Annotated in this window: 13 protein-coding genes; 5 read left to right on the top strand and 8 right to left on the bottom strand. The window is 73.3% G+C overall.

Translation table 11 applies throughout. The features are described 5' to 3' along the window. Window positions 1-92: 92 nt before the first annotated feature. Window positions 93-722: an arsenate reductase/protein-tyrosine-phosphatase family protein gene (locus ACXR2U_RS17165; protein ID WP_458826284.1), complete on the top strand. Its 630-nt coding sequence runs from the start codon at window positions 93-95 to the stop codon at window positions 720-722. Here the strand turns inward: ACXR2U_RS17165 and ACXR2U_RS17160 are convergent. Continuing rightward, window positions 691-2247, bottom strand: coding sequence for a tyrosine-protein kinase domain-containing protein (locus ACXR2U_RS17160; protein ID WP_458826283.1), 1557 nt, complete (start codon window positions 2245-2247; stop codon window positions 691-693). The genes ACXR2U_RS17165 and ACXR2U_RS17160 overlap by 32 nt on opposite strands. Window positions 2248-2407: 160 nt before the next feature. Here ACXR2U_RS17160 and ACXR2U_RS17155 point away from each other — a divergent pair, with 160 nt between their 5' ends. Genes ACXR2U_RS17155 through ACXR2U_RS17145 form a run of 3 tightly spaced genes read left to right on the top strand, consistent with a single transcriptional unit; the run spans window position 2408 to window position 5669 of the window. Continuing rightward, window positions 2408-3472, top strand: coding sequence for a glycosyltransferase family protein (locus ACXR2U_RS17155; protein ID WP_458826282.1), 1065 nt, complete (start codon window positions 2408-2410; stop codon window positions 3470-3472). An 11-nt stretch (window positions 3473-3483) separates the two neighbouring features. Further along, window positions 3484-4785: a hypothetical protein gene (locus tag ACXR2U_RS17150; RefSeq protein WP_458826281.1), complete on the top strand. Its 1302-nt coding sequence runs from the start codon at window positions 3484-3486 to the stop codon at window positions 4783-4785. After that, window positions 4782-5669 carry a sulfotransferase family protein gene (locus ACXR2U_RS17145; RefSeq protein WP_458826280.1) on the top strand — a complete coding sequence of 296 codons (888 nt, stop codon included), beginning with the start codon at window positions 4782-4784 and terminating at the stop codon, window positions 5667-5669. The genes ACXR2U_RS17150 and ACXR2U_RS17145 overlap by 4 nt, the downstream gene beginning before the upstream one ends. Here the strand turns inward: ACXR2U_RS17145 and ACXR2U_RS17140 are convergent. From ACXR2U_RS17140 to ACXR2U_RS17130, 3 genes are all read right to left on the bottom strand, one after another. Further along, entirely contained in the window at window positions 5657-7078 is a 1422-nt protein-coding gene (locus ACXR2U_RS17140) for a lipopolysaccharide biosynthesis protein (RefSeq protein WP_458826279.1), read from the bottom strand. The genes ACXR2U_RS17145 and ACXR2U_RS17140 overlap by 13 nt on opposite strands. 47 nt (window positions 7079-7125) lie before the next feature. After that, window positions 7126-11271 (bottom strand): PKD domain-containing protein, encoded by a 4146-nt coding sequence (locus ACXR2U_RS17135; protein WP_458826278.1) that lies wholly within the window; start codon window positions 11269-11271, stop codon window positions 7126-7128. Window positions 11272-11695: 424 nt separating this feature from the next. Further along, complete coding sequence (locus ACXR2U_RS17130) at window positions 11696-13273, bottom strand: malectin domain-containing carbohydrate-binding protein (RefSeq protein WP_458826277.1); 1578 nt, start codon at window positions 13271-13273, stop codon at window positions 11696-11698. 439 nt (window positions 13274-13712) lie between these two features. Between ACXR2U_RS17130 and ACXR2U_RS17125 the strand changes: the two genes are divergently transcribed. After that, entirely contained in the window at window positions 13713-15320 is a 1608-nt protein-coding gene (locus ACXR2U_RS17125) for a glycosyltransferase family 39 protein (protein WP_458826276.1), read from the top strand. Here the strand turns inward: ACXR2U_RS17125 and ACXR2U_RS17120 are convergent. Genes ACXR2U_RS17120 through ACXR2U_RS17105 form a run of 4 tightly spaced genes read right to left on the bottom strand, consistent with a single transcriptional unit; the run spans window position 15299 to window position 20081 of the window. After that, entirely contained in the window at window positions 15299-16243 is a 945-nt protein-coding gene (locus ACXR2U_RS17120; RefSeq protein WP_458826275.1) for a glycosyltransferase, read from the bottom strand. The genes ACXR2U_RS17125 and ACXR2U_RS17120 overlap by 22 nt on opposite strands. Continuing rightward, complete coding sequence (locus ACXR2U_RS17115; RefSeq protein WP_458826274.1) at window positions 16231-17178, bottom strand: glycosyltransferase family 2 protein; 948 nt, start codon at window positions 17176-17178, stop codon at window positions 16231-16233. The genes ACXR2U_RS17120 and ACXR2U_RS17115 overlap by 13 nt, the downstream gene beginning before the upstream one ends. Next, window positions 17175-18350, bottom strand: a complete 1176-nt coding sequence (locus tag ACXR2U_RS17110) for a glycosyltransferase family 4 protein (RefSeq protein ID WP_458826273.1) — start codon at window positions 18348-18350, stop codon at window positions 17175-17177. Before ACXR2U_RS17110 ends, ACXR2U_RS17115 begins: the two co-directional genes overlap by 4 nt. Window positions 18351-18407: 57 nt before the next feature. After that, complete coding sequence (locus tag ACXR2U_RS17105; RefSeq protein WP_458826272.1) at window positions 18408-20081, bottom strand: fibronectin type III domain-containing protein; 1674 nt, start codon at window positions 20079-20081, stop codon at window positions 18408-18410. Window positions 20082-20086: the final 5 nt, after the last annotated feature.

Here is a 20086-nt window from a genome sequence, read left to right as displayed (position 1 = left end):
CGACGAGCGTGGACCCGGCTCCGAGGTCAGGACCACCTGAGCGTGAGCCCGGTCAGGTCGCGGCGGCCCGCGCGACGGGCGACACTGGGGGGATGACGGCGGGGTTGGCGGTGCAGCGGGCGGGAGCCACCGCCGGTCGCCACCGCCGCTTCGAGGTCCTCACGCTCTGCACCGCGAACCTGTGCCGCTCGCCGGACATGGAGGCCCAACTGCGGGCCGACCTCGCCGCGGTGCCGGGTTCGTGGGCGGTGTCGTCGGCGGGAGTGCGCGCCCGTCCCGGTCTCGGCGTCCACCCGCTCACGGCCGCGGCGCTGGCCGAGCGAGGCCTCGCCCTGCCGGACGACTGGCGCTCCCGGCCGCTCACCGCCGAGCTGGTCGAGGGCAGCGACCTCGTCCTCGCCGCCACCCGGGCGCACCGGGGAGCCGCCGTGGCGCTGGCCCCGATGGCCGCGGGCCGCATCTTCACGCTGCACCAGTTCACCCGCCTCATCCGCGCCGCGGGCGCGACCGGCGTCGAGGTCGGGTCCGAGGGTGACGAGCACCCCGGCGACCAACTCCTACGCGCCGCCGCCGGCGGGCGGGGCCTGTCGTTCCCGGCCCGGGCCGACGACGACGACCTGACCGACCCCATCGGTGGCCCGTTCGAGGCCTACCAGCGCACCGCAGCACAGATCGCCGCGGCGTCAGCCGTCATCGCGGCGGCGGTTCCGACTCCGCGCTGACTCCCGGCGTGCTCGGGGCCGACGACTCCGTGCCGTCGCTGCGGGCACCGTTGAGCGCCCGCGACTCCGCACGGGTGGGGCGTCCCTCGACACCGGCCCGCACGCGCGACCGCGGCGCGGTGGCGTACTGGTCGGCGTTGACGTCGATGACCTCGGTGAGACCCGCGCCGCTCTCGTAGGCGCTGTAGCTGCCGTAGCCCTTGGTCTTGGACGGGCTGCTGTTGAGCACCAGCCCGAGCACCCGGCCGCCCACCGCCTCGAGCGAGGAGATCGCCGCGGCGACCTGCGCCCGCTTGGTCTGGCCGTACGACATGACGAACACGACGCCGTCGACACCGGGCGCGGCGGCGGCGACCGCGGCGTCGGTCACCGGCAGCACCGGCGGGGTGTCGACGATGACGACGTCGAACTGCTCGCGCAGCGTCTCGATCAGCCCGCGCAGGTTGCGGCTGCCCAGCAGCTCCGAGGGGTTCGGCGGGATCGACCCGCTCGGCAGGATGTAGAGGCCGGTGCCGCCCCACGGCTGCAGCACGTGGGTGAGGTCGGCGCGGCCGGCGAGGACGTCGGTGAGCCCGAGCGAGCGGTCGACCTCGAAGTAGTCCGCGAGCTTCGGACGTCGGAGGTCGGCCTCGACGACCACGGTCCGGCGCCCGGAGTCGGCGAACGACAGCGCGAGGTTGGCCGAGGTCGAGGACTTGCCTTCACCGGCCACCGCCGACGTGACGACGATGACCCGCACCGGGTTGTCGACGTCGGCGAACTGCAGGTTCGTCCGCAGCCGCCGGTACGCCTCGGCGCGTTGCGACACCGCCCGGCTGCCCCAGACCAGCGGGGCGACCTTCGCCGTGTTGTCCTCGGGCACGGCCGACAGCAGCGGCGCGTCGGTGACGCCCTCGAGGTCGTCGGTGGACCGCACCGCGGTGTCGAAGCGGTCGCGGACCGCGGCGGCGAACAGGCCGAGCACCAACCCGGCGATGATCCCGAACCCGACGTAGAGGGTCGGCTTGGGCGAGACGGCGTGGCTGCTCACCGACGGCCCGCTCACCGGCTCCAGCGACACGGTGGTCTCGGTCGACCCGGTCAGGGGCGCGTCGAGTTGCTGGACGAGCTTGGGGAAGGTGTCGGCGAGCGCCTGGGCGATGAGCAACGCCCGGGCCTGGTCGTCGTCGGTGATGGTCGCGGTCAGCAGGACGGTGTTGAGGGTGACGGATCCGGAGATCCGGCTCGCGACGTCCTTCGGCCCGAGGTCGATGCCGGACTGCTCGATGACGGCCTGCGCGGCCCGATCCGAGCTCAGCAGCTGGGCGTACGACGTGGCACGGAGCTGGGCGAACTGGTCGGCCGACACGGCGGAGTTGTTGCCGTCGCCACCCGGGGACGTCGACACGAAGAAGGTCACGGTGCTGACGTAGATCGGGGTCGCGGCGACCACCGCGGCCACACCGAGCGCACCGCCGGCCACGGTCAGGGCGACCACCCACCACCACCGCTTGCGGATCGCCCGCAGGTAGGTGCGCAGGTTCACGAGACCCACCGCACGTGGGAGGCCTCGGAGGTCGGCCGGGCGTCCCGACGTGACAGGGCTGTGATCATGGCGGTCGGATCGTAACCGCCGATCGGCCCCTGGGCACCTCGCCACGATCCCCGCTCGGCACATCCCCAGGTGGGCCCGGCAAGCTGACGCCGTGGGACGTGGGAGCGCGGCGCGGCCGATCGTCGTGCTGGAGTCCTTCCGCGCGCCCCGCCCGACCACCAACCCCTACGTGGTGCAGCTGGCGCAGAGCCTCGCCGCCCGGGGTGACGTCGAGGTCCTCACCTTCGACTGGCGCCTGGCGTTGCTCGGCCGCTACGACGTCGTCCACCTGCACTGGCCGGAGATCCTCGTCGCGGGTCGCACCCCGGCCCGGGCGGCCGCCGGTCAGCTGCGGTTCGCCCTGCTCCTGCTGCGGTGGTGGGCCGCGGGCACCCCGGTGGTGCGCACCGTGCACAACCTGCGTCCGCACGAGGACGTCGGGCGGATCGCCCGGTTCCTCCTCACCCGCCTCGACGCCCTCACCACCGTGCGCATCCACCTCAACCCCGAGACGCCGGAGGGGCGGACCGCGGCCGGGGAGGCCGTCCCGCACCGGGTCGTCCTGCACGGGGACTACCGCGACTGGTACGCACCCCACCCCCACCCCGAGGCCGTCCCCGGTCGGGTGGTGAGCGCGGGGATCGTCCGGCCGTACAAGCAGGTCGACCGCCTGGTCGAGGTGTTCCGTGCGGCCGACGTCCCGGGGTCGTCGCTGCACGTCGTCGGCGCCGTGCCCGACCCCGGCGTCGCGAGGCGGGTGGTGGCGGCGGCGGACGCCGACCCGCGGATCACCCTCCGGCTCGAGCACGTCGACGACGACACCTTCGTTCGGGAGGTCGGCGAGGCCGAACTGGTCGCGCTGACCTACCAGGAGCTGCACAACTCCGGCGGCGCGCTCGCGGCCCTCTCGCTCGACCGGCCGGTGCTCGTCCCCGACACCCCCACCACGCGCGCCCTGGCGACCGAGGTCGGCGAGGCGTGGGTGCGCCGGTACACCGCGCCGCTCGAGGCCGAGGACCTCGCCGCCGCGCTGGCCGTCGGCACCCCCGACGGCTCCCCCGACCTGTCCGCCCGCCGGTGGCCGGACGCGGCGGTGGCCCACCGTGACGCGTTCCTGCTCGCCCGCCGCCTGAGGCGACGGGCGCTGCGCCGCGCACCGGTCGGCCCGAGACCGTAGATTCCCGTCCCGTGACCGATCGCGCGGCCCCGGTGCTGCCCCGGTCCGCCGCCGTCGGCGCCGGCACCACCCCGCCCTCGGACGCGCCCCGGTTCGTCGAACCGGCGATCGCGCAGGCCGTCCTCGCCGCGGCCGGCTACCAGTACGCGCTGACCAAGTACGTGTCGGCGACGCTGGTGCTGCTGGTCGTGCTCGCCCCGGTCGTCGCCGCCGCGACCCGCCGCAGCCGGCTGGTCCAGCTCTGGACCGCCCTGGCCGTCGCCGCGCTGATCTCCGGGTACGTCCTGCGCTCGACCGCCGACCTGCCCCTCGGTGCCACCGGTGGCCTCGCGCTGGGTCAGGTGACGGTGCTCGCCACCGGTGCCGCCGTCGTGCTCATCGTGACGTGGGCGCGCACGGTGCTGCCGCTGTGGCGGGTCGGCCTGTGTTACGGCCTCGGGCTGTTCCTCGCCGCCGCGGGCACGGGCGCCGCCTACGGCCCGACGGGCTACAAGTACTACTTCACCGGCCCGGTCGCGATCATCGCCCTCTCCCTGGCCGACCGCCTGGGTCGCAAGGTGACCACCGCGGCCGTCGCGGTCGTGCTGGGGCTCGCCGGCATCGTCGACGACGCCCGCAGCTACATGGGGTACTGCGTGCTCACCGCCGTGCTGCTGGTCTGGATGGCCATGCGCTCCTCGGGTCGACGCCGCATGAACCGGGCGGCACCCGCGATCCTCGTCGCCGCGCTCGCCGGGGCCACCTACTGGCTCGCGACGTTCGCGCTCACCCGGGGTTTCCTCGGCGCCGACCTGCAGACCGAGTCGCTCACCCAGGTCGACGCCGCGGGATCGCTCATCGTCGGCGGACGACCCGAGTGGGCCGCGACCCTGCAGCTCATGCGGGTGCACCCGACCGGCTTCGGCCCGGACGTGCTGCCCCAGTGGAGCGAGATCGTCGAGGCCAAACAGGGGCTCGCGAGCGTCGGGCTCGACGTCACCCACAACGGCTACGTCGACCACTACATGTTCGGCGACAGCCTCAACCTGCACTCGGTCGTGGCCGACCTGTGGGCCGAGTTCGGTCTGATCGGGCTCGCGCTGGGCCTGCTGTCGTTCGCGCTGATCGTGGCCTTCATCAGCCGCGGCCTCGCCGACCGCACCATTGGCGGCCTCGGCCTCTACTCCGGGCTGGTCGCCTTGTGGGTGCTGGCGTTCGGTCCGATCTACACCAACTGGCGCGACGTCTGCTTCGCGTTCGCGGTCCTCGTGCCGCTGCGGTCCGCTGTCGCCGTCCGCGCCGCCGCCGCCCGCGCCGTCGGGGCGGAGCCGTGAGCGCCGTCCCCCCGGCCGTCGCCCGCCCGCTCGCCGCCGGCCGTCAGGTGTTCGGTCGCTACCTGCAGGCGACCCGCCACAGCCACCGGCTCAACGGCATGCACCCGCGCCGGGCGCTGCGCCGGTTCGACGACCGCCCCGTGTTCGTGGTCGGCAGCCCCCGCAGCGGCACGACGTTCACGGCCGAGACCATCGCCGCCGTACCGGGTTTCGTCGACCTCGGCGAGCTCAAGCCGCTCAAGGGCCGGCTGCCCGAACTGGTCGAACTGCCGCCGGAGGTGGCGGGTCGTCGGGTGCGCCGCATCCTCGCCCGGTCGCAGCGGGTCGGGCTCACCTCGGGCGAGCGGGGCATCGAACAGACCCCGGAGACGACCTTCCTCATCCCGGCGATCGCGACCGACCTGCCCGGCGCCCGCTTCGTGCACCTGACCCGCGACGGCCGCGACGTCGTGGCGTCGCTGCTCGCCAAGGGGTGGCTCGGTCAGACGCAGCGCACCGACGAGGTCGGCCAGGTGTTCGGCCGGTCGGCACGGTTCTGGGTCGAGCCGGGCCGCGCCGAGGAGTTCGAGGCCGCGAGCGAGGTGCGCCGCGCGGCGTGGGTGTGGCGGCGCTACGAGACCACCGCGAGCGCGAGCCTCGCCGAACTCCCCGGCCGGGCGCTCGCGATCCGCTACGAGGAGATGGTCGCGGATCCCGCGGCGACCGGTCGGCGGGTGGCGGCCTTCCTCGACGCGGGCGACCGCGAGACGGAGTTCGTCCGCGCGTTCGCGGCGGCCCGCACGACCGCCTCCGGTCGCTGGCGCACCGACCTGTCGGCCGAGGCGCTGGCCGAGGTCGAGGCGGAGGCGGGGCCGCTGCTGCGCGAACTCGGTTATCCCGGCTGAGCCGCTGGTTCCTCGGCCCCGCCGGAGGTCCCGGGTCCGCCCGCGGGGACCTCGGCGGCCGCCCGGCGGCGCTGGTCGCGGCGGACCCACCACCAGTTGGGCAGCACCTGGCACAGCAGCACCGTGACGGCCGAGGCGATCACCGGCCCGGGCGCGCCGATCGCGTGGGCCAGCACGATCGACAGCGCCAGGTTCGCCGGCACCAGGGCGAACAGGATGATCCAGGCCTGGAACCGCAACCCCTCGGGCGCGGTCATGTACATGCCGAGCGGGTTCTTCAGAGCCTGCCCCACCATGAACGCGCCGAACGCCAGGATCAGCGGGATCGACAGGCTGATCTCGCCACCGGACGCCGCGCGCGCGAGCCACGGTGAGACCAGGGCGATGAGCAGGCACACCAGGGCCGCGGTCGCGCCGAACGCCAGCGAGAGCTTCTGCGGCGACGCCGTGCGCCCACCCTGTGCCCGGGCCTTGGCGAACACCGGCCACAACGCGAAGCCCGCGGCGGCGACGACTGCCCCGACCGGCGTGAACATCTGCGAGGCGAGGCTGTACTGGGCGAGTTGGTCGAGGCTCGTGACGTGGGAGAGCACGATGCGGTCGGTCTGCAACGCGATCGGCAGGGCCATGAGTTGCACGAGCGTCGGCCACGCCGTCGACATCACCTCCGCGCCGCGTTCGGTGCGCAGCCGCGGCACGTCGTGCAGGGCGGTGCCCACCGCCGGCGTGATGCGGCGCGCAGCGGTCCAGCACGTGACGGCCGAGATGACAAAGGTGACCAGGTACGCGATGACCGCGAGGTAGGCGCCGCCCGGGAGGTCGAGCGAGGTCATGAGCAGCAGCACCACGAGCATCACGGGGGTCTGCAGCCCGAGCAGGATCACCGTGACGTGGTTGCGCCCGAGGCCGGACAGGATGCGTTGCCCGAACCCCACCGGCAGCGAGATGCCGATGACGACCAGACACAGGGTTGCGGCGACCGGGCCGCTGACGGGGAGCAGTCCGTCGCCGAGGACCCCGGGCCACACGTCGGAGAACAGGAACGCGAGCGCGGCGACGAGGAACACCGCCATCGACGCGAACAGCACCCGGATCGAGGTCAGCAGCACCCGGTGCACGGCCGGGTCGTGCGCCGGGTCCCGCGACGACGCGACGGCGTTCATGATCGCAGCCGACATGCCTAGGTCCGCGAACGGCAGCACGTTGATGATGCCGACCAGCAGCGTGTACTGCGCGTAGGCCGCCGTGCCGTAGTGGTCGATGATCAGGCGGGTGCAGACGATCCCCAGCACCGCGCTGACGGGCAGCACCGCGAGCCTCGCGCCGCCGCTGCGGAGCACCCCCCGCACCGCGGCGTTGCCACCGGCGCCGGGACGGCGCAGGGTCGCCGCCCGTTCCCGCACCGCCACGCCGCCAGTGTCCCGTGTCGCGGGCGGGGCGGCAAAACGACCGCGGGTCACGGCGTGCTGCGCACCACCGCGAGGTTCGCGACGTTCCAGGTGACCGGGCCGTTGGTGGCCGAGCCCGACAGGTAGGCCGAGAGCCAGGTGTCGCCGGCCCCGATCGGCGACGACGAGTCCGTGGCCGACAGCTGCCAGGCGGCCGGTTCCGGCGTCGAGGCGTCCCACACCTTGCCCGTCAGCGCGACCGACGACGACCCGACGGTGGCGAGACGCATCGTGAGCGTCGTGCCGGCCTTGTAGGTCACCCCGGTGAGCGTCGAGGACGCGAGCGCGGTGTCGACGCCGCCGACGACCTTGCTCAGCGAGATCTGCACGACGCCGGTGGCGAGCACCTTGGCCCGGATGCGGTAGTCCGACGAGGCCGTGTGACGAGCGCCGAGCCACAGCATCGCGCCGCCGCCGTTCGGCACCGCGTTCAGCGAGACGTCCACCCGGGAGTCGGTGTCGGTGGCCGACACCGCGGTGAGCTCGGCCTGGGAGGTGATGCCCGCGGCGACGACCGCCGAGCCGCGACCGGAGCCGACCGACCAGTTCGCCGCGGACGGGCCCTTGACGGTCCAGGCACCACCGGTGTCGGCGCTGCCCCAGCCGCGGGCGGTGGTGCGGGCGAAGGTGTCCGCGGCGACGGTCGGGCTGACCGGTGCGGTGACCGTGACCTGGCCGGTGCCGGTCGCGGTGGCCCCGGCGTCGTCGGTGACGGTGAGCGTCACGGTGTAGGTGCCGGCCGCGGCGTAGGGGTGCGACGCCGTCACGCCGTTCGCGGTGGCGCCGTCACCGAACGACCACGCGTACGACGACACCGTGCCGTCCGGGTCGCTGGAGCCGCTGCCGTCGAACGAGGCCGTGAGGCCCGACGTGCTCGAGGTGAACGCGGCGACCGGCGGCCGGTTCGGCGCGACGACCGTGACCGTGCCGCTGCGGGTCGCGGTGGCCCCGCCGTCGTCGGTCACGGTGAGGGTGACCGGGTAGGTGCCGGCGGCCGCGTACGGGTGCGACACGGTGGCGCCGCTGCCCGTGGTGCCGTCGCCGAAGTCCCACGCCCAGGAGGCGACCGTGCCGTCGCTGTCGGAGGACCCGGTGCCGTCGAAGCTCGCCGTGAGCGCCGCGGTCGACGAGGTGAACGACGCCTGCGGGGCGGTGTTGCGCACGCCGCCGACCGGTGAGGCGTGGAAGTGGGCGTCGACCTGCGCCGCGGTGAGCACGGTGGAGTAGATCGCGACCTCGTCGATCGTCCCGGCGAAGTACGCGGTGTTGTTCCAGGCGGTGTCGCCGCCGATGCGCCAGTAGCCGTTGTAGTTTTGCGCGGCGGCCTGCGGGTTCGTGCCGACGAGCACGTCGTCGACGTAGAGCTTCATACCGTCGGGGCCCTGCGTCGCGACGACCTGGTGCCACGCGCCGTCGTTGTACGAACGCGGCGAGGTCACGATGTTGAGCTGACCCGTGTAGGTGCCGAAGTTCAGCTGGCCGTTCGGGTCCATGTAGACGTGGCGGTCGTAGCTGCCGCTGCGCCCGCTCGCCGCACTGCCGAAGCCGATGAGCTTGCCGCCGCGGGTGGTCGTGGTGTTGAACCACAACTCCTGCGAGTACACGGTCGGGTTCGAGACCGGACCGATGGCCAGCGAGCTGCCCTCGTTGCCGTCGAAACGCACCGCCCGCCCGTTGGCACCGGTGACGGGGCTGCTGACGCCGAACGTCTCGCCCCCCACGTAGGTGCCGTTCGCGCCGTAGCCCGAGGAGTCGAGCGCGGTGGGTGGGCCGGCGTCGTCGAGGCGGACGAACACGTCGGGGTCGTTCGCGACGACGGCCACGCCGTAGCGGTCCGTCGGCGTGGGTCCGCCCGCGAGCGTGCGGCCCGACAGCGTGTAGTGGCGGGTGACCTGCGCGCTGGTGAGCGCCGTCGGGTAGATCGCCACCTCGTCGATCGTGCCGGCGAGGAACGCGTTGCCGCTCCAGGACGAGTCGCCGCCCACGCGCCAGTACCCGCTGTACGGCTGGCCGACGGTGGTGCCGGCGTTGCGGCCGACCCGCACGCCGTCGACGTAGAACGTCATGCCGGTGGAGTCGAGGGTGGCGGCCACGTGGTGCCACTGACCGTTGTTGTAGGCACCGGTCGTGCTCACCGTGTACGACGCGTTGTTGTAGACGCCGAAGAACAGACGTCCGGAGGTGTCCATGTAGATGTGCCGGTCGTAGCTGCTCGACGTTCCGGTGCGACTGTTGCCGAAGCCCACGATCTTGCCGCCGTTGGTGGTCGTGGTCTTGAACCACGCCTCCTCGGTGAACGTGTCCGGACCCGGGACGGCCGTCGAACTCGCGGCGAACCCGGCGTTCGAGCCGTCGAACGTGGCGGCGGTGTCGGTGTCGCCGTCGAGCGCGCCCGCGGCGCCACCGCCCACCCCGCCCGAGGCGGTGAGGTCGTCGAAGCCCGCCTGGTCGTAGCCGGTGTTGCCGCTGGTCTCGTCGAGGCGCCAGTAGTGGCTCGCGCCGTCGGCCACGACCGCCCGGCCGTAGGCGCCCATCGGGGCCCCGCCGGAGGCGGTGACGGTCACGGTCGCGCTGCTGACCTGGTTGCCGCGCGGGTCCGCGGCGACCACGCGGTAGGTGGCCTTGGCGCCCGGGGTGAGGGAGTTGTCGACGAAGCCGAGGTTGGGCCGCTGCCAGTAGGTCGAGGTCGCCGTGGTGCGGTACACCGGCGAGGCGGTGTTGCTGTCACGGATGACGCTGTAGGTCAGCGAGGTGTCGTCGCGGTCCCAGTTCGCGGGGAACGAGACGCGGACCGCGCCGCCGGGCAGCGCGAGCGCCGTCGGGGTCCAGTTGGCACCCGAGAGTCGCGGACCCTCCTTGCCGGGCGCGATGCTCGGGACGGCGAACCGGACCAGGCCCTGCTGCGCGATGCCGTTGACGGTCGGGAACTCCCCGCCCAGCACGACGTAGCGGCTGTCGCCGGCGACCGACCAGGCCGCCTGCGTGACGCCGGTGTACGAACCGGGCGCGACGTCGGGGAACCAGTTGACGATCGACGGGCTGGGCGTGCCGAACCAGTCGTGGTAACCCAGCGGGTCGTGGCCGATCGTGCCGGTGGCCTGCGGGGTCCACGCCATCGCGCGGGAGTAGGTCCACGGGCTCGTCTGCGGGAAACCCCCGACGTTGCCGCAGTAGTGGGCGTGGCTCACGGTGTAGACCGTCGAGCCGGTCGAGTACACGCCGTAGGTGTCGCCGTGGCAGTCCTCGACCCAGTTGACCGCGCCGGTGTTCGGGTCGGCCGAGAAGGCGCCCTCGAGGTTGCCGCCGGCGCCGTAGGTGTAGCCGCTGCCGTAGATCGCGGTGCCGTCGGTGGCGAGGCTGAGGATCGCCGACTGCGTGCCGGCGTTGCGGACCGTCTGGTTCGCGGCCCACGGCAGCAGCGCACCCGAGGCCGGGTCGACGGCGGCGAGGCCGTAGGCGGGCTTGCCGCCGATGTTCTGGAACGCACCGCCGACGATGACCTTCGAGCCGTCGGGCGTGAGCACCATCGCCTGCACGGTGGCGTCGGCGTTCGGGTCCCAGGACAGCAGCGCACCAGTGGTCGCGTCGAACGCCGCCAGCCGGTTGCGGGTCACTGCGCCCGAGGTGCCGAACGCGCCACCCGCGTAGACCGTCGTGTTGGTGACGGCGAGGGTCTTGACCGTGTAGTTGAGCTTGGGCGCGAAGCTCGAGACCAGCGCCCCGGTGGCGGTGTCGAAGGCGGCGATCCGCGTGCGGGTCAGGCCGTTGACGGTCGTGAACTGCCCGCCGACGTAGAGGCGTCGGCCGTCGGGCGAGACCGCGACCGCGTAGACCTGGTTGTTGAGCACGGGCGCCCAGTTCGACATGACACCGGTGGTGACGTCGTAGGACATGAGGTCGGTCCGGGGCACGGTGCCCGTACCCGGTGCGGCGCCGGCGGGGCGCGCGGTGGCGAAGTCACCACCGACGTAGACGGTGTTGCCGACCACCGTCTGAGCCCACGCCACGCCGTCGATCTGCGCGGTGGGCAGGGCGTCGCCGGTCACGGTGCCGGCGCCCGGGGCGACCACCGGCGAGAGACCCGCCGCCTGCGCCGGAGCGGCGAGGACGACGGCGCCGGCGGCGGCGAGTGCCGCCACCGCCACGGCGGTCACGCCGGTACGCGCGAGGTGCCGGGCACGGGTCCGAGGTGCGGACGACGCGGGTTGGTTCACGGAAACGGTTCCCCTCCGAGGGGGAACAGCGTCTCGCTGTACGTCGGTCGCACCCGCCGCCCGCGGCTCGAAGGCCGGACGTTCCCCCAGGTGTGTGGTGCAACGGTGGCTGACCGTTCGCGACCTAACAAAGACCGTACTGGAGCCTTCCCGGAAAGACACTGAGCTTGAGGATATCTTGCGCGACCGGCCAGCTTCGGGGAGGTGATCCCCCGGTTTCGACCGGTCGACCCCGGGAACGTCGGAGCCCGACGACACCGGGTGGTGTCGTCGGGCTCCGCCCCCGAGATCCGGCGGGTGTCACCCCGCCGGGGTCCAGCGGGGCCGCGAGGGCTGCGGCCGCTGGGACGTGTGGTCGCTCTGGTCAGGCGCCCCGGGACAGGACGACCGGGCTGCCGTTGGCCCAGACGTTGCCGCCGAGGATGAAGGTGGTGGTCACCGGGTTGCCGATGATCGCGCAGCCCGGGTTGGTCTGGTCGGCCAGGAACGTGTTGTCCTGGATGGTCAGCGGACCCATGGCGCCGTTGGCCCGCGCCGCGGTGTTGACCGAGCAGGACCCGCCGCCGACGTAGTTGTCGGAGAACGTCACGTTCGAGATCTTGGTGTTGTTCTGGCCGAGCATCATCGCCGAGTTGCGGTTCCCGGTGATGGTGTTGTGGACGAAGGTGAAGTTGCTGCCGGCCACGGCCTGGATGCCGTCGTTGTGGGTGTCGGGGTAGCTGCCGTTCGGGTCGGCCTGGGCCCAGTACAGGGTGTCGTGCAGCCACGAGTCACGGACGGTGACGTTGTTGCCGGTGATCTTGACCGCGTCGGTCGTGCCGTGGATGTTGCTGCGGAGCACGGTGTAGCCGCTGCCGAGGATGCCGTCCTGCTTCCAGGAGGGGAACTCGGGGACCAGCTCGCTGTCCTGCAGGACGAAGCCGGAGTGGTCGATGCCGGGGTAGTTGACGTCGACGATCGAGCCGATCGTGGTGGAGCGGTCGCCGCGGATGATCGAGTTCTTGATGGTGATGTTCGGGGCGGCGATCCGGACCCGGCCGTGGATGTCGAGGTTCTGGTAGGTCGCGCCGGCCCGGTTGAAGACCTGGAAGCCGTCGAGGCGGGTGAGCACCGTGCCCGCCGGGACACCGGTGTTGGTGGGGCCCGGACGCTCGTCGGTGCTCGGCGGGGTGGGCGGGTTCGACGTCGGCGGGTTCGACGGCGGGGTGCTCGGCGGGGTGCTCGGCGGGGTCGACGGCGGGGTGCTGGGCGGGGTCGAGGGCGTCGTGGGCGGGTTGGTGATGCCGCCGTCGGGGTTCGGGGGCGTGCTCGGCGGGGTCGACGGCGGGGTCGACGGCGGGGTCGGCGGGGTCACGACGACCGGGACGACGGCGATCGCACTGACGGTCGAGGCGCTCTTCGCGGCGGCGAAGCCCAGGTTGAGGGTGCCGTCGGCGACGGTCACGCGGAAGGTCCGGTCGTAGGCGGCGTACATGCCGACCGCGCCGGCGATGTCGATGTTGGTGAGCGCCGGCTGACCCTCGGCGGTGACCGAGAAGATCCGGTTGTTGGCCTTGCCGTACCAGGTGTCGACCATGCGGAGCGTGACGTCGTACGAGCCGTTGACGACCGGGGCGGCCCAGCCGGTCATGCCGAACCGCGAGGCGTTGTAGATGCCCTGGTCGTCGGTGCCGCGGATGACCGTGCCGGCCGGCGGGGCCGAGGCGAGGCGGCCACCGGTGAAGCCGGAGCCGGGGGCCCAGGTGACGCCGCGCGAGTCGGCGACCGGGGCGGCGCCGACACCCATGCGGATCGTGGTGGCGTCGGTCGCGTGGGACGTGGCCGCGAAGGCGACGCCGGCGACCGTGGCCGCGACGGCGACGCCGCTGACGACAGCGGCGGCCTTGCGCGAGCGGAACGCGAGCGGGGCGGGGGTCGGGAGGACACGAGAGGTCTGGGACATCGGGGGAACTCCTTGTGCTGACGATCGGGGAAATCGCCTCGGGGGAAGGCAGCGAGCTCTAGATGCCCGCAAGTTTCAAGTTTTACTCGCGTCCGACTCACATTGATCCAACATTTGCTGGAACGAACCGGACACAAGGGGACACAGTCGGACGTACTGAATCCCTTGCGGTACTTGAGGTTTCTGGTTTCTTGAGAATCAGAGGTGGCGGAGCCGGCCCTCTCCTCGCGTTCCTCAAGAAGCGAGGGACTCAGTTCCTCAAGAACGCCAGCGGGGTCGGGTCGGGTCCGGCGCTCGAGATCCGCGGTGACCCGGTCAGGACGCGACGCGCGTCCGGAGCGGGACCTCCTGCCGTTGATAGGGTCGCGACCGCTCGCGCGCACCCCCGGCGGCGCGCGCGGACGTCGTCGACGAGCTGCCGGCGGGGCGGGAGTGGTCGATGGTCGAGGCGCCGCGCCCGCGCACCGCACGGACCGCACCCGCCGCGCACTCCCCGCTCCTGCTGGTCGCGCTGTTCCTCGCCGCCACCGTGGTCGCGATCGTGCCCGCCTGGCACGTCTCGCTCTGGTACGACGAGGCGGCCTCGGTCTCGGCCGCCGAGCGTTCGGTCGGCCACCTGCTCGACCTCACCCGCAACACCAACGCGGCCCAGGGCGTCTACTACCTGCTGCTGCACGTGTGGACCGCGGTGGCGGGCACCTCCCCCACCGCACTGCGCGCCCCGAGCGCCGTTGCGATCGGCCTGGCGGCGGTGGGTGTCGTCGTCCTCGCCCGCCGGGCGTACGGACCCGGCACCGCCCTGCTCGCCGGTGTGGTCTTCGCGGTGCTGCCCCGTGTCACCTGGGCGGGCATCGAGGCCCGGCCGTACGCGCTGACGGCTGCGGTCGCGGTGTGGCTCACGGTCCTCGCCGTGACGGCCGCGGACGGCGGCTTCGCCACCCGGCGGACCCGCCTGCTCGGGTGGGCCGCCTACGCCGTGCTCGCGGGGTTCGGGGTCGCCCTGTTCGTCTACCTCGCCCTGCTCGTGGTCGTGCACGGCGCCCTGCTCCTGCTGGGGCGGGGCCGCACGACGCCCGCCGCCGCCCGTGCCGTGGTGCTCTCGTGGCTCGCCGCGGCGGTGGTCGGGGCCGTCCTGGCCGCGCCGGTGGTGCTCCGGTCGTCCGGTCAGACCTCGCAGCTGGGCATCGCGTCGAAGCTCTCGCTGCCCGACCTCGCCAGATCCCTGGTCGTCACCGAGTGGTTCCTCGGCGACACCCCGACACCGGTCACCGCGGCGCTGCGTCCGAGCTCACCGTCGGCGTTCACGGTGACGTGGAGCGTCGCCGCGGTCGCGCTCGCGCTCGTCGGGTGGGCCCTGGTGCTGGTGGCGCTCACCCGCCGGGCGGACGGCCGGCTGGACCTGCGGTGGTGGTTGGTGCTGTGGATCGCCGTGCCCGCACTGGTGATCGGCCTGTACTCGGTCGCGGTGGCACCGATGTACGTGCCGCGGTACCTCACCTTCGCCACCCCGGCCCTCGCGATCCTGGTCGCGCGGGGTGGGGCGGTGCTGGCGACCCGCACCCGCCGGGGCGCGGTGGTGGTGCTCGCGGTCGCGGTCGTGCTCGCGGCGCCGGTCTACGTCTCGCAGCGCACGGCGTTCGCGAAGAACAGCACGGACTGGTCAGCGCTCGCGGCCTACGTCGAGGACCACGCGCGGGCGGGCGAGGGCGTGTACTTCGCGCCGCGGGGTGCGGTGCCGGCCGGCAAACCGGTCACCACCACGATGCGCACGGTCGAGACCGCCTACCCGGACGCCTTCCGCGGCCTGGTCGACGTCACGCAGCTGACCACCGGCGCGGCCGACGGCTCGTTGTGGGGGACGTCGGCGCGGTTGTCGGACGCGCGGGACCGCCTCGACGGGCTGCCGGTCGTGTGGGTCGTGCGGCGCCTGGACGAGTCCGCGGCCGACATCGCCGCGGAGGACGCCGTGCTGACCGACGCCGGCTTCGCGGGCTCGGAGGTGTGGCGGGGTCCGTCCGACGCCGTCTACCGCTTCGACCGCCGCTGAGCCCCACCCGGAGTCGGGGCCGTCAGTGCGATCGTTGCACCCACCAACGATCCTCGGATCGCCGCCCACATCGTGGCCGGCGACCTGAGGGCGACGCGTGGCCCGGAGCGCAGCGCGATCTTGGCGCTCGCCACCGGCGTGCGCAGCAGCCAGCCCAGCCGCTCACGCCGGCCGAGGTGGTAGGCCGCGAACCGTAGCCGGTTGCAACAGTTCCGGTACACGTACACCGGAGATTTACCTGTGCCCGCCGGGGCTTCCTCGCTCTGCGTCCCGCCGACGTCGTGCCAGGCCACCAGGTCCGAGCGCACGGTCAGGGTGCCGCCCGCCTCGACGACCCGGCGGCTGAGGTCGATGTCCTCCCAGTACAGGAAGTACCGCTCGTCGAAACCGCCGGCGGCGTTCCACACCTGCTCGTGGAACGCCAGGCAGGCACCGGTCAACCACCCCCAGGTGTCGTCGGCCGCCCCGAGCGAAGGGTCGCGCCGGACATCACCCGAACGGGGGTCGACGACGTTGCCGACGAACCACGCCTTGGCGCGGCCCGGTCGTTCGATCCGCGGGCTCACGAGCGACATGCGGTGCTCGTCGACGTGGTCGGCCAGCGCGGCGACCACCTCGGGATCGGCGGTGGCGTCGGGGTTCAGGACCAGGAAGCGCGAACTCCCCAGCGCCGTCGCGCGGGCGACCCCCGCGTTGACCGCGGCCCCGAAGCCGACGTTGCCCGGTGACAGGACGAGCTCCCACCCGTGCCGATCGGCGGCGACGCGGACCGCGGCACGGTCGGCGGCCGAGGCCAGGTTGTCGACGACCACGACGGTCGTGGCGGCCGGGGCCGCCCGCAGCAGGTTGGGTTCGACCAGGTGCGCCGCGCCGTAGTTCACGACCACGATCGCGAGACCCGGCCGTGGGGTCACCGACGCCACGGGCGCCACCCCCGGCCGGCGCGGTCACGGCGGTACTCGGCGTAGACGTAGCCGGTCGCGGCCGACACCATGCCCGCGCCCCGCACGACGGTGCGCAGACCCCGCACCCGGTCGCCGGGCGAGCGCCGCACCACCCCGAGCAGCATCCGCGCGCTCCCACCGGCCACCCGGGTGAGACCACGGGCGGCGTCCCGTGCCCGGACCGTGAGCCGTGCGCCGGTCCCCCCGGCCAGGACGAGATCGACCCGCACCCCGGTGTTGCTCATGCGGAACGCACGTCGCACCACCCACGAGCGCGACACCCGGTCGGCCGGCACCCGGTCGAGCACGACCGCCTCGTCGCACCACACGAGCAACCGCCCGCGCCGCGCCAGCGTCCGGGTGAACAGGGTGTCCGATCCGCCGGTCAGCCCGAAGGCGGGGTCGAAGCGCAGACCGTCCAGCTGGTCGCGGTCGAGCAACAGGTTGTTCGTCGCGGCCTGGTCGATCCGGGTGCCGGTGGGCAGGCGGCGCCGGTCGAAGAAGCGTCCGGCGCTCACCCACGCGTCGGGCGCGGTGTCGAACACCGAGACCACCGGGCCGGCGACGGCGGCCGCGCCGGTGCTCCGCGCCGTGCCGACCAGGGCCGCGAGCCATCCGGGCTCCGGGTGCTCGTCGTCGTCGAGCCACACGAGGAACCGACTGCCAGCACTGTGGTCCATGGCGCGGTTGCGGGCGGCGGCGATGCCCGGGGCCGGCTCGACCACGTACCCGACGCCGTCGACCGCGGCCGCGACGTCGCGGGCCGATCCCTCCGGGTCGTTGTCGACCACCAGCACCCCGGCCGGCGGGTCGAGGCGGCGAGCCTCCGGGACGACGGCCGCGAGGGCGGTCCGCAGGTCGTCGGGGCGCCGGTAGCTCACGATCGCGACCACGACCTCCGCGTCCGCGCTCATCCGCGCTCCCGTCGAGGCGGCCGCGCCACCCGCAGCGCGTCGACGAGATCGGCCATGTGGGTCCGGTAGACCTCCGGCCCGTGCCGGTCGGCGGCGGTCGCGGCGTCGGCCAGCGCGGCCGCGCGGAACCGTCCCCAGTCCTCGACGACCGTCCGCACCGCGGCGGCGAGTGCGCCGGCGTCGCCGGGCGGCACCTGCACCACGCCGCGGTACCCCGCGGCCGCCTCGACCAGTCCGCTGGTCCGGCTCACCACCACGGGCCGCGCCGCAAGCACCGCCTCGACCGCGGTGTTGCCGAACGGCTCGTCGACCGTCGAGGGCACGATCGCGATGTCGCTGGCGGCCAGCCGCGGCCACACGTCAGGTTCGAAGCCGAGGAACGTCACCCGGTCCCCCAGGCCGAGCCGCGCGACGTCGGCGCGCAGCTGCTCCTCGAAGGGCTCGTACCCGGGGAACACCGCGCCGAGCAGGTCCAACCGGGCGTCGACCCCGGACGCGACCAGCTCGGCCAGGGCGGCGACCGCGACGTCCGGTCCCTTGCGCGGCGAGAGTCGCCCGACGAACAGCAGACGTACCGGCCCCTCGAGGGTGTCGCGCGCCGGGACGACGACGGGCGGGCCGGGCACCGCGTTCAGGACCACCTCGGTGCGCCGCGCGAGGCGCGGCGCGACGTCGGCGATGACGTCACGGCTGAACCGGCTGTTGGTCACCACGCGTCGGGCGAGCAGCAGCGGCAGCGTGAGCGCCCGCCGCACCAGCCGGGGCGCCGAACGTTCGGCCTCGTGAACGTGGCACAGCGCGGGCCGCGAGCCCGACGGCGACCACCGCGCGAGCACGAGCCACCACGGGACGGTGATGGTGTTGACCACGACCACGTCCACCCCGCGCTCGCGCAGCAGGCGCCAGCCCGGAGGTGTCGCCCGGGCGGTCTCGAGCGCGAGCCGCAGCAGCCCGCGTGGCGAGAGCGCGCTCTTGCGCAGCACCGGGCTCGGCACGGTGACGACCTCGAGCCCGAGCTCGGCCAGGTGGTCGGTCAGCGGCCCCCGCGTGGGGAGGGTGACGACGACCCGGTAGCCGCGCTCGCGCAGCCCGAGGGCCGTCTCCACCATCACCCGGTCCGAGCCGTACAGCTCGGTCGACGGGTGCGCCACCAGCACCGTCGGACCCGTCACGTCGCCCTACTCTGCCAGGCAGTCACCGTTGCATGGGCCAACGGTCCGCGTGAGGACTCACCGCACGGTGATCATGACGGTGTTGCCCCGCACGGTGTTGCCGTCGGGGTCGATCGCGAAGACCCGGTACCCGTGCTTGCTCCCCGAGGTCAGACCGCGGTCGGTGATGCTCAGCGTCGGCCGTGTCCACGGGGTCGAGGTCCCGCGCACGGTGCCGACCAGCCCGGTCCCGGTGCTGTCGCGGTAGACCTTGTAGGTGAGCTCGGTGTCGTCGAGGTCGTAGTTGGCGGTCCAGGACACCGTGACCTCACCCGCGGTGGTCGAGGTGAGGGTCGGGACGAACTTGCCGGCCTCGACCTGCGGTCCGACGGCGTTCGGTGCCACCGCCGGCTTCGCGAACCGCACGAGACCCTGCTGACCGACGCCGTTCACGGTCGGGAACTCCCCGCCGAACACGACGTACTTCCCGCTGCCCGTGACGGTCCAGGCCGCCTGCGTGGCACCGGTGTAGCTGCCCGGCTCGAGGTGGGGGAACCAGGTGACCAGCGACGGCGCCTTCTGGCCGTACCAGTCGTGGTACGACCCGTTGGTCGGGTCGTGGTTGATCGTCCCGGTCGCCTTCGGGGTGAAGGCGATCGCGCGGTACCAGGTCCCGTTGATCTGCGGGAAGCCGCCGATGTTGCCGCAGTAGTGGGCGTGACCCGCGGTGTAGATGGCCGCCGAGGACGCGTACACGCCGTAGGTGTCGCCGTGGCAGTCCTCGATCCACGTGATCGCACCGGTGGTCGGGTTGGCCTTGAACGCCCCCTCCAGGTTGCCGCCGGTGCCGAACACGTACCCGGACCCGTAGATCGACGTGCCGTCGGTGGTGAGCGAGGTGATCGCGGAGTTCTTGCCCGCGTTCCGGACCACCGTGTTCGCCTGCCACGGCTTGAGCGCACCGGTGCTGGACGACACCGCGGCGAGCCCGTAGGCGGCGCCCCCGGCGACGTTCTGGAACGACCCGCCGAGGATCAGCATCGACCGGTCCGGGGTCAGCACCATCGCGTTGACCTGGGCGTCGGCGCCGGGGTTGAACGGCAGCAAGCCGGCGTCGCTGGCCCGCAGCGCGGCGACCCGGTTGCGCGCGACGTTGTTCACCTTCGCGAACGCACCCCCGACGTACACGGTGGAGTTGGTCGCGACGATGGACTTGACGGTGTAGTTGATGCTCGGCTGGAACCCGGCGATCAGCCGCCCGGTGGCGGTGTCGAACGCCGCGAGCCGGTAGCGACTCGAGGTGGTGGTGGTCGAGCCGACCTTCTCCGTGATCTTCGTGAACTGACCGCCGACGTAGAGGCGCTTGCCGTCGGGACTGAGCGCGACCGCGTCGACCTGCGCGTCGGCCACGGGGGCCCAGGCGGTCATGACACCGGTCGTGAGGTCGTAGGCCATGAGGTTGCCGCGGGGCACGGTCTGCGTGCGCGGCGCAGCGCCGGCGGGGCGGGCGGTCGTGAACTCGCCGCCGACGTAGACCGTGTTGCCCTGGACGGCCTGCGCCCAGGCGACGCCGTCGATCTGCGCGGTGGGCAGGGCGTCGGCGGTGACCATGCTGTCGGAGGGGACCTGCAACGGCGGCACGTCCGCGCGGGCGGTCGGGGCGGACAGCAGCGAGGCCGTCAGCAGCACGGCCGCACCGGCACCGGCGACGACGGCCGCGCGCGGGACACGGCGCAGCGACGAGACACTCATGGGCA

It is taken from the genome of Jatrophihabitans sp. YIM 134969, assembly GCF_054456675.1.
This window is presented reverse-complemented; position numbering and strand designations above follow the sequence as displayed.